This is a genomic window from Alphaproteobacteria bacterium, assembly GCA_035625915.1.
Lineage (GTDB): Bacteria > Pseudomonadota > Alphaproteobacteria > JACZXZ01 > JACZXZ01 > DATDHA01.
This window is the reverse complement of record DASPOR010000097.1, coordinates 1-13,247: the sequence shown is the minus strand read 5'-3', so window position 1 is coordinate 13,247 and position 13,247 is coordinate 1. Positions and strand designations below refer to the sequence as shown.

Annotated in this window: 10 protein-coding genes; 7 read left to right on the top strand and 3 right to left on the bottom strand. The window is 59.9% G+C overall.

Annotated elements, in window-relative coordinates:
• The first annotated feature begins 46 nt into the window (after nt 1-46).
• On the top strand, nt 47-1,462 hold the full coding sequence (locus tag VEJ16_07705; GenBank protein HYB09539.1) for a DEAD/DEAH box helicase: 1,416 nt from the start codon (nt 47-49) through the stop codon (nt 1,460-1,462).
• On the opposite strand, the gene VEJ16_07700 is transcribed toward VEJ16_07705, so the two are convergent.
• Together VEJ16_07700 and VEJ16_07695 are read right to left on the bottom strand one after the other, a co-directional pair.
• Entirely contained in the window at nt 1,441-2,658 is a 1,218-nt protein-coding gene (locus tag VEJ16_07700) for a permease (protein ID HYB09538.1), read from the bottom strand. The genes VEJ16_07705 and VEJ16_07700 overlap by 22 nt on opposite strands.
• A 447-nt stretch (nt 2,659-3,105) precedes the next feature.
• Nucleotides 3,106-3,831 carry a hypothetical protein gene (locus tag VEJ16_07695; protein HYB09537.1) on the bottom strand — a complete coding sequence of 242 codons (726 nt, stop codon included), beginning with the start codon at nt 3,829-3,831 and terminating at the stop codon, nt 3,106-3,108.
• A gap of 632 nt (nt 3,832-4,463) precedes the next feature.
• Between VEJ16_07695 and VEJ16_07690 the strand changes: the two genes are divergently transcribed.
• Nucleotides 4,464-5,936, top strand: a complete 1,473-nt coding sequence (locus tag VEJ16_07690) for a 2Fe-2S iron-sulfur cluster-binding protein (GenBank protein HYB09536.1) — start codon at nt 4,464-4,466, stop codon at nt 5,934-5,936.
• Complete coding sequence (locus VEJ16_07685) at nt 5,933-7,096, top strand: FAD-binding oxidoreductase (GenBank protein ID HYB09535.1); 1,164 nt, start codon at nt 5,933-5,935, stop codon at nt 7,094-7,096. Before VEJ16_07690 ends, VEJ16_07685 begins: the two co-directional genes overlap by 4 nt.
• Nucleotides 7,097-7,136: 40 nt before the next feature.
• Here the strand turns inward: VEJ16_07685 and VEJ16_07680 are convergent, their stop codons facing one another.
• On the bottom strand, nt 7,137-8,066 hold the full coding sequence (locus VEJ16_07680) for a homocysteine S-methyltransferase family protein (GenBank protein HYB09534.1): 930 nt from the start codon (nt 8,064-8,066) through the stop codon (nt 7,137-7,139).
• A 330-nt stretch (nt 8,067-8,396) separates the two neighbouring features.
• Here VEJ16_07680 and VEJ16_07675 point away from each other — a divergent pair, with 330 nt between their 5' ends.
• The 4 genes from VEJ16_07675 to VEJ16_07660 form a co-directional block, all read left to right on the top strand.
• Nucleotides 8,397-8,840, top strand: a complete 444-nt coding sequence (locus tag VEJ16_07675) for a cupin domain-containing protein (protein ID HYB09533.1) — start codon at nt 8,397-8,399, stop codon at nt 8,838-8,840.
• A 638-nt stretch (nt 8,841-9,478) separates the two neighbouring features.
• Nucleotides 9,479-10,369, top strand: coding sequence for a class I SAM-dependent methyltransferase (locus tag VEJ16_07670; GenBank protein ID HYB09532.1), 891 nt, complete (start codon nt 9,479-9,481; stop codon nt 10,367-10,369).
• 160 nt (nt 10,370-10,529) lie between these two features.
• On the top strand, nt 10,530-11,324 hold the full coding sequence (locus VEJ16_07665; protein HYB09531.1) for a class I SAM-dependent methyltransferase: 795 nt from the start codon (nt 10,530-10,532) through the stop codon (nt 11,322-11,324).
• A 1,173-nt stretch (nt 11,325-12,497) separates the two neighbouring features.
• On the top strand, nt 12,498-13,247 hold a 750-nt coding region (locus VEJ16_07660), incomplete at its 3' end, for a cation:proton antiporter (protein HYB09530.1).

Here is a 13,247-nt window from a genome sequence, read left to right as displayed (position 1 = left end):
CCGGTCGAGCCCGCATGTTTGTGACGGCCAAGAAGAAAGTACTTACATCGTGACACTACAATTCACCGACCTCGCCTTGAGTGCCCCCATTCTGCGCGCCCTCGAAACCGAGCAATATCGAATCCCAACCCCCATCCAGGCCCAGGCGATCCCCCATCTCCGGGCCGGACGCGACCTCCTCGGCGTGGCGCAGACCGGCACCGGCAAGACGGCCGCGTTCGCCTTGCCGATCCTCGAACGCCTCGCCGATCCGCGCACCAGTGCAGGTCCCAAATATGCGCGAGCCCTCATTCTCACGCCGACCCGCGAACTTGCCATCCAGATCGGCGAGAGCTTTCGGTCCTATGGGCGATACATGCACCTGCGGCACGCCGTCATCTTCGGCGGCGTTGGACAAAACCCGCAAGTCGACTCCCTCCGTCGCGGCGTCGACATCGTGATCGCGACGCCCGGGCGCCTGCTCGACCTCATGGGTCAAGGTCATGTCAAACTCGACCGCCTTTCGATCCTTGTGCTCGACGAGGCGGACAGGATGCTGGACATGGGTTTCATCCGCGATATCAGAAAGATCGTCGCGGCACTTCCAAAAGACCGGCAGACATTGTTGTTTTCCGCGACAATGCCTGCAGATATCGCACACCTTGCCCAGAATATCCTCAGGAACCCCATCAGGGTCGAAGTGACGCCCGTCTCCTCGACGGTCGAGTCGATCAATCAGCGGGTCCTCTTCGTCGACGCAGCCAACAAGCGCGCCCTTCTGGCAAGCCTGCTCAAGGACCCGCGGATGGCCCGTACTCTGGTGTTCACGCGCACAAAGCATGGCGCCAATCGTGTCGTGGAGTATTTGGACCGCAACAACATCCGGGCCGAGGCGATCCACGGGAATAAATCCCAATCGGCCCGCCAGCGCGCACTCGACGCCTTCCGTGCGGGACGCGTGCGTGTGCTGGTCGCGACCGACATCGCGGCACGCGGCATCGACATCGAAGGTGTGTCCCACGTGATCAACTTCGATTTGCCGAATGTTCCCGAAAGCTACGTGCATCGCATCGGCCGCACCGCGCGCGCAGGCGCCTCGGGTACGGCACTTGCCTTCTGCGATGCGAGCGAGCGAGGCCTCCTGCGCGATATCGAGCGGCTGACCAAACGGTCCCTTTCGGTCGTCGCGGATCATCCCTTCGTCGGCGGGAGTGCAAAGCGAGCGGCTGGCCCCGCGCCGGCCAATCATCGCGGCGAGCGAAAGCCCCACCAGCCGGAACCCGGCGCTGGCAATTCGCCCGGGCAGGGTCGTATGCCCCGCCGGCAGGGCGCATCGCACGGCCAAGATTCTGGAAATCGCGCTGACACGGGACATCGCCATCGCGCGGCGCATCGCCGTCACGCGCCCCATCGGCATGGCGCTGAGCGTCAGGGATCGAAGCGGCGGTTGTCGAACGACGCTCAATCGTCATCGCGCCGATGATGAGCATGGGAGTGCCCGGCATGGGTGTGCTGGGCATGGGCGTGGTCGTCGTGACCTTGGCCATCCATCGGTTGGTTCATCATGCGCAGCATTGCTGGACCACCCGTCTTCAGAAAGCGCCAGGTCATTAGGCCGGCTAGGGCGAGGAAGACGATGTTGAGAACGGTGGTGTAGTTCCAGCTGACGTGGGATTCGACGACCAGCGCCGTTCTCTGCCGCGGCGACCAACCCAGAACGTCGAACAGCATTTCGACGACGTATCCCGCACCGGCCATCGCGACGAAGAACACCGCAAATAGCAAGCCAGCGATTTTGAGACCGTAATATTTGCGGTAGATATCCAGCACCGGCAGAACGATCAAGTCGGCGAAGATGAACGCCACGACGCCGCCGAAGCTGATCCCGCCGTTCCACAGGACCGCCGCGAGCGGAACGTTCCCGACCGAGCAGACGAATGACACGATCGCAACGACAGGCCCGATCAGCGGCCCAACCACCTTCGACCAGGTCGGGTCGTGCGCCAGGAAGAACTGTTGCCAGACATCGTTCGGGACCCAGGCGCCGAGGGCGCCCGCGATCAGCAACCCTAGGACGACATCGATCCAGATGCTGGCCCAATCCATTATGAAATAGTGGCTGATCGCCGTGAAGCCCTCGGCCGAAAGTGCCCGGGCCAGGATCGACCCCTCGCCGCCGACCGACATGTCCATCCCGGCATGTCCCTCCATCCGCCCTTGCAATCCCCGATCCGCTTGCCGCCGCGCCTCCTCGATGAGCCGCCGGTTCATGACCGAACGAAGAATGATGACAAGCATGACGATCATGATCGGGCCGCCGACGAACTCTGCGGCCGTAAACTGCCAGCCCATCAGCACGGCCATGATGATCCCGAGCTCGAGCACCAGATTGGTCGAGGCGAACTGGAACGCCATGGCGGCGATAAAATCACCCCCCTTACGGAAGATCGACCGCGCGAGGGCCACCGCCGCGTAGGAGCACGATGAGCTTGCCGCACCGAGTCCGCTCGCAATCAGGATCGAGCGCGGCGAGGCATCGGGCAGCAGGCGCCCCATTTCGCCCTTTGTGACGACGGCCTGGATCACCCCCGACAGCGAAAAGCCCAAGATCAGGGCCCAGAGGATGTCCCAGCCCATGGCGAAAGCCATCGCAAGGGCGTGAAAGAGCGCATCGGCCATAGTCTAGCTCCACCCCGGAAGGAGATATTTGAACAATGCCGCGATCGCGGCACATCGTCGATGTATCAAAGTACAGAGGTCGACTAACCGACTCGCAGCAGCCGGCGACTGTCTAACTTGCATCCTATTTTGCCTTTTTCAAGAGATCTCGGAAGCGTGGATTTTCGTCCGGTATCCACTCGGATCCCCCACCCTGTTATTCAGCGGATGCATATTTCACCGAGAAGAGAGCGGCAGCGACTGTCCAGCCGGGACGGAATCCACCGTTGTTGTCGTTACCTGAGACCGCACGGTGCGTTCAGCCGCCGAGAGCGGCACCGAATGCCATTCTATCGAAATGGCCACGCCGGTCTGCGCTGTCCATCGGCTCCAGACTGATGGACAGCGCAGCAGGTGACAGCTCATTACCGCGTCGAGGGTGCGTATTTACAGGTGTGCCTCGACAAATTATGTCCTAAGCGCCTGCATTTGCACTTCGAGCTCGCTGAGCGTCAGGCCGCCGGGCGTTTTGCCGGTGTGCTCGAACCAGGTGCTGTCGGCGATCGCGTAGGTTTCGTCGACATACTTCGCGAAAAAGGCCCAGGTCATGCTGTAGAGCTGGCCCCAGGAGATCAAGCGTGCGCCGTTCGCATTGTAGCCCGCGAGCACGACCGCGTGACCGCCCACGATATTCGTGTCCGTGTTCTGCACGTCCCAGACCGCGGGTGGTTGCCCGCCCGACGGTACGATGTACTGCGGCACGTTGAATCCGATATAGGCGACGCCACAGTCGTTGATCGTTCGTTTGACATCGTCGGTGTTGCGTGGATCGACCTCGACAAAAGCCGCGATCTTGTGTGCGGCTTGGCCCTTCGGGCCGAACGGAGCACCCTTGTTCAGAAGGTAGGTAAGAACGTGCTGTTCGTTGCCTCCGGGCCCTTCACCGGGAACACGGGGATTGTAGCCGCACGCAAGGATATAAAGTTGCTCGACATCCTTGTCCGGCTCGGTCTGCATGGCCTTGCCGCCTGTTGCATTAAAGCTCCAAACTTGAATCGCATGATAGACGGCGGCGCATGTGCAATCGCCGAGCTTGTCGTTGAGCATCATGCCCAGATTGGTCGGCATGTCCGTCGTGTAATTCACTTGCGCCGGCGGCGGCGACAGGGCCTGGCCCGCAACCAGAGCGCTCATGTGTGGAATCCGCGGATCGTAGGTGCGATGCAAGCGGCCTAGTCTATGAGTGGACATCGCGTTTGCCTCCTTAAGCTGCGGTTCGGTCAAGCGTCGCGACAAAGGTTTATGAGCTTCGCAACGTGCGACCGGGCTTCCTCATCGGGAGAATTCGAAACTTTGGGCAGGAGTCGGTCGCCCCCAAACCGACTTGAAACTTTAAGCACCTCAAAATGCCCTGCATATGAAACGGCTCACACGTCATGAGAGCGCGAAGCGATAAAATTCCATCATTTACAGCTTTGAGCGATGAGATGTTGCGATGCGCGCTCGGCTCGCACTTTTTCTCGCAGCGTCCATCACTGGTGCCGCAAGGGCACAAAATGACATGCCGACCGATGGCGACATGTCGACTGTCTTCGGCAGCAATACCCCTGAGCCTAGTCAACCGGCACCCACTGGGGAGACGAATCTTTCGGCCGGTAAAAATTCTCAGGGAGATGCGGTGACCAAGCGCGGCGATTCGATAAAGCGCCAAGCTGCCAGGAATCCGCACCGCGGAACGAGCGTCGGTCACGACTTGGAATGTCGCCCCCGCCCCCGTTCGTGATATGAAGCAATAACGCAAGCTTCTCGTCGGTGGGGAACGGGGATTGAACAGGCTGCGTCACGCTTCTCAAGAGCGCGTTACCTTCAATTGGAACGGCTCTCCGATCGAGGGGCGGGCGGGCGACACAGTCGCGGCGGCCCTTTACGCCTCCGGCATCAAAGCGATCGCGCGGTCGCGTAAGCGACATAGCCCCTTGGGGCTCTCGGGCGGTCATCTCTCGGGTATCCTTGCGCGCGTCAACGGACGGCCGAACGTTCGTTTAGACCTCGAGCCTGTAATCGAGGGCCTCGATGCGCGTATGCAGAATGTGTGGCCGAGCGAGCGATTCGATGTTCTCGCCGCTGCGCAAATTTTGCCCTCTCGCTGGTTGCACGCCGGTTTCGAGCACACCCGATTGCTGCCAAGCGGAACTTGGCGCTTTCAAGCGTGGGAGCGTTTGTTGGCGTTCCTTGCCGGCATGTCGCCGCCGCCGGACTCGAATCTGCCGGCCGCCGTTCGCACGGGCCGTCGGATCTCTGTCGACACCGTCGTGGTCGGAGGTGGCCCCGCGGGCCGAGCGGCCGCGAACGATGCCGCCAGCACGGGTCAACGCACTCTGCTGGTTTCCCGCGGCACTTTTCCCGGTCGGTATGCGCGGGCCTGGGACGCCCCATTGCCTGCACTCGACGCTGGCGTCGACGTCATTACGGGGAGCGAGGTCTTCGGCCTCTATCGCGAAGGCTGCCTGGTGGCAGCGGCACCCCACGACCATGCAGCGGGCGCCGTCGTCTTTGACTGCAAACGAGTCATACTGGCAACCGGACGTCGTTCCATTCCTCCACTCGTTCGAGGCAATCACGTCCCGGGCGTTCTCGACGCCCACACCGCGCTCTTGCTCGCAACCGATTATGGCGTGGCACCGGGTGGGGCCGTAGCGGTCGTTGGTACCGGCGAAGAAACGCCACTGGCCGAGCGATTGAAGAGACTTGGCGTGAATATCGTTTATGTGGGTTCAGTGACGGCATTGCGCCGTGTCATCGGCAGGCGGGGGGTCGATGCGATCGAGTTGGGTCGAATTACCCCATGCGACGCACTCGTCCACGCCGGTCCGTGGCACGCCGATCCGGGATTGTTGTTTCAAGCCAAAGCTGAAGGCTTCACGCAGCTGTCACCGACCGAGAGCGGAAACAACGTGACTGCGGTCGGCGCCGCCGCCGCTCCGCCCGAACCCGTGGCGATCGGAGAGCGGGACCTCGCCAAAGCGCTCGTTTGCCCCTGCATGGACGTGACCGCGGGGGAAGTTCTCGACTGGATCAGGCATGGCGAAACGGACGTCGAAGTGCTCAAGCGCGTGACGGGGTGTGGCATGGGGCCCTGCCAGGGTATGCCTTGTTGGGAGATGTTGGCGGAACTCGTCGCCAAAAAGACCTCCCTCCCCGCCTCCGATATTGGCCGACCGAGCCACCGTCCGCCTCGCCGGGCCTTGACCGTCGCCCAGGCCGCAGGGCTCGATCGTCTCGTGGAGCCCGAGCGATGAATACCCCGTTACCGCGCGAGGCACGCGTCGTCATCGTTGGCGGCGGTATCCATGGCCTCTCCTGCGCGTTCAACCTTAATAGACTTGGCGTGCGCGACGTCCTGGTCCTCGATGCCGGCTATTGGCAAGGCGGGGCCTCGGGGCGAAATGGTTCGCTGATCCGCAACGGCTTCGCGACCTCCGAGTGGACGCGACTCTTCCGTTACTCGACGCAGGAGTGGCACAAGCTCTCACGCACACTCGGTCACAACGTGATGTTCTCGCGCCGCGGCTACACGATGATCGCCGAGACCGATCAAACCGCCGCAATGTTCGAACGCGCCGCGGATGTGCATCGAAAGTGCGACGTCAAGTCCGAACTCTTGAATTCAGAGCGATTGAGGACCCACCTTCCGGCAATCGATCGTCGGCGGGTCAAGTCTGCATTGAATCTTGTGGACGGTGGTATTGCGCCGCACCATGCGGCGATGAAGGCTTATCGCGCGGCGTGCGAGGCGCGCGGCGTCGTCATAAACTACCGAACGGCCGTTACCGGCTTCGAGCGAACCGGCGCTCGCATTTCGGCCGTGCATGTCGGCGATCAGCGCATCGAAACGGATTCCGTCGTGGTTGCCGCCGGTGCCCACAATCTGGTCGTCGCCGAGATGGCCGGCGTTTCCTTGCCAGGTTATGCCATGCGGATCGAAGCCATGGCGCTTGAGCCGATCCGACCTTTAATTCGCCCTGCGCTCGCACTGATCGACCGTCTTTGCTACCTGCACCAGACAGCGCGCGGAGAAATCGTCGGCGGGACCGAAATCCCCGAACGGCCGCGTATGTCGCTCCGCGCCGATTTGCCGGTTATGACCGCGACCGCTCGCGTCTATGTGGACCTTTTCCCGCGTCTCGCCGAACTTCGTATCCTTCGTCATTGGGCCGGCATGATTCATATCACGCCCGATTTCGGGCCACTGATTGGCGAACATCCGGAACTCAAGGATCTGTGGTTTAGTGCCGGCTGGTCGTACGGGTGGGCCGGTGGGCCGGGTGCGGGTGCCTTGCTGGCTCGAGCGATCGCCAAGGGCGAGCTCGACGAGCGGATCAGGCCATTCGCCCTCGATCGCTTCAAACGCGGCAAGCCAATCAATGAAACGGCAATCGTCTTGAGCAAATTCGATTAGCTGAAAAGCTATCGGGCTGGGCTCGGCGCCTCGGTCCACGTCATGATTGGGCCCGTACCGCAGCACGAATATGGTCGGGGGTCAGGCCGCAGCAGCCGCCGATGATTTGCACGCCCGAGGCGATCCAGTCGCGGCAGAACTGTTCGAAACGCTCCGGTGTGATGACGTCGACAAATCGCCAATTCGGCATCTCAAAATATCCGGAATCCGGGTAGGCCATGAGCGGCCCGCCGAAATGTCGTCGCACCACCTGCAGTGCTTCACCCGTGAGTTCGGCGCCAGTATGCATGATCCCGGCGGCGTCGATCCCACTCGTGGGAATCATTGCGGCCACGGAATCCAGGGGGATCTCGTTCAACTTGTGAAAACTGATCGGGCTGCCGTCTTGCCCGCGTCGCGCGCTGGCGCCGAACCAAACAGGCAGCTTCGTCGCACGGGCCGCATCGACCGCTGCGCGAATGCGAGCGGGGTGGTACATCATCTCGAGTATAATCAGCTCACAGCCATTGCCGGCGAGAATGCCGGCCAGCTCGTAAAGCGCGTCCTCGATCTCGGCGTCGGAGGGCAGCTCCGCAGGATTCTGTACTTCAGTGCCTTGTCCTATTGGCACCATATGCGAGAGCGACCCCGCGACAACAACCGCAGCACCGTCCGATTCGGTATCGCGAGCGCGCAACGCGGCCGCGACGGCGCGCTGGTTGATCTCACTCACCCGGCCGGCGAGTCCAGCTCTGGCAAGCATCAAGCGCGATGTTGCAAAAGTGTTGGCGGTGATTACGTCCGCCCCCGCGCCGATGTAGTCTGCGTGGATTTCCGTCAGCAACCGGTCGTTGTCGAGGGTTGCCGGTCCGCACCAGGCATTCGGGTCCATCGGGGCGCCGCGGCGCTCCAATTCCGTGCCAGTGGGACCGTCCAAGACGATGATCTCCCCGGCCGTAAGCCGTTCCTTGAGCCGTGCGTATCGCATCATTGTCTCTCCGACGACATTACGCGTGACCGCGTTTGCGTTCGTCACATCGCGCCGCGGAACGATGCCCGATCAGGACATTTCTTCTTGCGCGCGGATGGAATTACGCTCTTGCGCGTTGCCTTCGACGTTTGGCCTTCCGCTTGGCTTTGCGCCTGTTCGCGCGGCTTATCTTCCTTAACACCTTCAAAATTCACCCCCAGCTTTTGCTTCCACCAAGCTACCCCTGTAGCACCGCAGTGTCGAATGGAAGATGGCGCATCGCGAACGCGTGGCGGCGTCCGTACGGCGTGTTATCGTACGATCTGGGCATCTGGAGCGAGGGAGGCTGCCATGGTCAGCGTCGACGCCACAGGAAAGAAACGTCATCAGTCCTACGAAATAAGACATCGCGATGACGTCGAATGGGAGACGATCCGCTGGCCCGGCGAGACGGGCAAGATGCTGTTCCATCCTCGTGCGGAGCGGCCGACAGAGCCGAACGCCGGCATTTTGCGACTGGAGCCGGGAGCGTATCACCCCGTGCACAATCATGATTTCGCCCAGGTCTGGTACGTGTTGGAAGGAACCTTCAAAATCGACGACAAGGTCGTCACACCGGGAGCGATGATTTTCCATCCGGATCCGCACTATGAAGGCGCGTTTTCAACCGACACCGGCGGCGAAATTCTCATTGTGCAATACCGAGGTCCGATTACCGGCGGCCTGCCTATTTACGAAGATCGATTCAACAAGAAGACACGGAACCGGGTGTCTGAAGAACGCACCGACCTTTGAACGACCGCACATCGTCGGACAGCCGCATACAGGAAGCATATGGGCGGATATGCCAGCTACAAACAAGTCACCGGTGCACTGATACTCAATCGGCACTTTTTGCGCCCGAAGGTTATTCCGCTCCGGCTCAAACAAGCGGTGCGATTTGCGTGGGGCCCGTCATGAGACACGTCGCTCCGGCATTGATCGGCATGATGTTAGTTCGCGCGGGAATCGTCTTTGCCGGCGGACCATTCGACGGCGAATGGAAAGGTTCGACAGATCGGGTGAAGAGCAGAGGATGCGATACTTGGACCCTCATCGCGACGATAACGGAGGGAAGGGTGATCATAATTGGTACATCCGGCAATGATGGTTTCAGAGCCGAGGGTACGGTTGCGGCTGACGGTACATTCACCGGGGATTCCAACGTCACTCCGTGGCGGGGAGCATTCACGGCCTACAGCGCCACCGGCACAACGCAGCTACAACAGAGCTGTGGCCGCGTTTCATTTTCGCTTGTAAAAGTGAAATAGCTTATCGCCGGGCGATGCAGTAAGTGCGACGAACTGCGATGGGCGCAAAAGACCACTCTTCCCTCATTATGTACAGCCAGACTTTATCCCGCCTCAGTGCGTGAAAAAAATGGAGGTCGAGCATTGGCAATCGGTAGTCTCCACATCGAATGGTTGAGTCGCCTGGTTGACAGGGACATACTTCGGCCGGGTGCCGCGGTTCTCGATTTGGGCCCGCAAGACATACAAGTGTCGCGGGAGTATCTGACCGCCGTCGCCCGCCGGCGTCAAGCCGACGACCGCGTGACTTCGCTGATCGATCGAATCTTCGACGGCACGAACGTCCGCGCCGACGCGCAGGCGCCGTTCTATGAAATCTTCGGGGCGGGTTCTTATTGCTCGGTCGACGGTTTCGATCCACGCGCAACGTACCTGGCGGACCTCAACATCGCGGTACCGGACATCGGACAGTTCGACGTCGTCACCAATTTCGGCACGGTCGAGCATGTCTTCAACATCGGCGAAGCATTCGGATCGATTCATCGATTGCTTCGGACCGGCGGCGTCTCGCTGCATGCCATGCCATCGTTCGCCTTTATCGATCATGGATTTTACAACGTGCATCCCTGTTTCTTCTTCAGCCTTGCCAGCGCGAACAGTTACAAAATCGTCGACGTTCAGTACGTCGACAATTTCTTTGCGCGAACGCGCGCGCAGGCTGCGTTGCCGGTTAATCCGTTCGACTTCGATTCACTGCCGATTACCGGTGACGATATGGGAGACTTTTGGGTGCTGATGGAAAAAACCGCGAAACTCTTTGCGCGCAATATGACGGAAACGCCTCCGGAAATGATCGACCGCTACACGGGTTATGTATTTGATATTTGCCTCGTTGCAATGCGCCGGACGGCCGAAAGCCCGAACGAACTGGTGGCGCCTACGCAAACCATCTTCAAGAGCCTCCAATCGACCGGCCAAGCCCGTTCGCGCCGCAAGGAGTTCATATCCTGGATCAGCACTGTGCTGCGCGGATGAACATATTTGAGAACATATCGAGTTCGACCCTCGACAGGAGGCCTTATAGGAGGAGAAAGCGAATGCTCCCGTCCCGGCGTTGCACTCCCTATGAGACCCACTTGCCATTGAATAGCATCGGCGATAGCGCGGACAAAATGGCTCATATTGAAAGACGCCAATGACGCAACAACCGATTCGCTTCGATGATGGAGAGGCCTACGAGCGCGCGATGGGCATATGGAGCCGGCTTGCGGGAGATGTGTTCCTCGATTGGCTCGCACCCCCGTCAGGCCAGCGATGGCTCGACGTCGGGTGCGGCAACGGCGCTTTCACAGAGCTGTTAATCCGGCGATGCGCGCCGAGCGAGACACATGGAATAGATCCATCCGAAGCACAACTTGCTTTTGCTCGGGCGCGGCCGGCGGTGCGTGGCGCTCGATTTCTCTTGGGCGATGCCATGGGGTTGCCCTTCGACACCGGCTATTTCGATGTCGCTGTCATGGCCCTTGTGATCTTCTTCGTTCCCGATCCGGCAAGATGCGTTGCCGAGATGGTGCGGGTGGTTCGTCCTGGCGGGGTGGTCGCGACATATGCATGGGATATGCTCGGTGGCGGATTCCCATTCGACGCAATCAGGATCGAAATGAGTGCATTGGGCGTTACGCCGCTGGTCCCGCCGAGCATCAACGCCTCACGCATGGAGGTGTTGCACGAACTATGGTTGGGTGCGGGACTTCAGGCGATAGAAACGCGTGAAATCCCGGTGCAACGGACTTTTGCCGATTTCGACGATTTCTGGAATTCGAGTACGATCACGGGGGGAATGCGGGCGAGCCTCGCAGCCATGGCTCGGGACAACGTCGAAGTCCTCAGGGCACGGGTACGTTCGCGCCTTCCGACCGACGCTCGAGGACGGATTACCTATCGTGCGCGCGCGAACGCTATACGAGGACGCGTCCCACGGTCCCCGTGATCGGAAATGTCGCGCGCTTGCCAGGTACTTCACTTGGATCGCCTCCTGTGACGATCTTCATGCCATAATGATCACAATTACGTGATTCTCAATAACAATTAATTCATTAGATCAACGCACTTCTCTAATATACTAATATTCATCCACCCCCGGACAATGAAAGAGAGTGGTGATGACCCGTTATCGATGTTTTTTTATGGATAGTAGGAAAGCACTTACCAAATCGGACGCTTTCGACGTCATCGGTGACGGCACGGCAATCGCGAGAGTCGCCGCGTTGATCCGCGAGCGAGGATACGAAGGGTTTGGTTTCGAGCTATGGCAAGACACCCGACTTGTCCAACGGCAAGGGCCAATCGATCTCAAAAGTTGACTCAATGATTGGCTGGCCTGCGCGCAGCAGCGCTCCGACATTCTTGCATTCGCCTCAACCCACTTTCTTTTGAGTCGGGTCGATATTGCGCTGAGTCCGATCGTTCGTTCTCTCTAATGTCATGGCCGTGCCGGCCGAAGGCCGAGACCCGGCCATCCACGTCTTTCAACGATTGGGCAGAAGTCCGTGGATGCCCGGGTCAAGCCCAGGCACGACGATCGGAGAAGCCCGGGGCTGTCCGATTTAGATTTTGGTGCACCGGGCTCTGCGCAAAAAAAGTCCATAACCGTCATGCCCGCCCGCGGACTTCGATCCGGCGGTCAGACCCGAGCATTCACACGAAGGGAGAAGTCCGGAATCGTTCGTCGGACACAACGCACGACTGTGCCATGAATCCAAAATTCGCCACATTCGAGGTGCGGGACCGGGAGCGAATTTCGGATTCAAAGCCACTCGAGCGCGCTTGCGAGACGGCACCCTTGTTTCGGTCTTCACGCAAGCGATTTGGCGCGTCATTCACTTCGATGGAGGAAAACAGACGGTAGCGTATCTCCCTATAAGGGAAAGCCCTGACTCCGCGTCAGCCTCTGGTTTGGCCAATATTGCTGACACGGACGACTGGAGATTGAGACGATCTCAATTTTGGAGGGAACGGCGACGGGCGCCAAAAACTTGACACTGGCGCCGCATTTATGTCTGTGGAGATTGAGGGTCTTGCCGTTCCTTCGATTTCCACGGTCGGTTATCCATCGTGGCGCGATATTCGTTCGAGGTAATCGGCATTGAGCGACATCGTTTCGATGGTTTTTGCATTAACTGGGCTTCTGGCGTTGGTGAGCCTGTTGCTGCCAATTGCCGAACGAGTCTCAGTTCCGTATGCCGTGCTGCTCGCCGCGGTTGGCTGCGCTATCGGCGTCGTCTCCGATTTTAGCGGGAGTCCCTGGGCGGCCGGAATCGTTGGTGACTTCATTCGCGCTCTCGATCAATTCAATCTGCCTGCGGAGACACTCCTTTATATCTTTTTGCCAGCGTTGCTATTCGAGACCGCCCTCAACATCGATATTCAACGCCTTACCGAGGACATTGCGCCGGTACTGTTGCTTGCGGTCATCGGTGTGCTGGTTTCGACCGCTGTGGTCGGTGTCGCTTTGTGGGGTGCCTTTGGCGAGGCGCTTTTGGTCTGTTTCCTCCTCGGCGCCGTTGTGGCAACAACGGACCCGGTGGCGGTGGTCGCTGTCTTCCGTGACATTGGCGCCCCACGTCGCCTCATGATGCTGGTTGAAGGAGAAGCACTCTTTAACGATGCGGCGGCGATTGCGCTTTACGGCCTGCTCGTGGCGATGGTCACCGGCGCGAGTGCTGCCCGCCCCGTCGATGGGCTCATCGATTTCGTACGCGAATTTACCGGGGGCCTGGCGGCTGGTTACGTGGGCGGCCGCCTCTTCGGCCTTGCAATGCCCATGTTGCGCAACCACCGCCTTGCAGAAACGACACTCACGATTGCGCTAGCCTATCTCGTTTTCGTCGTTAGCCAGCGCTACTTCTTCGTT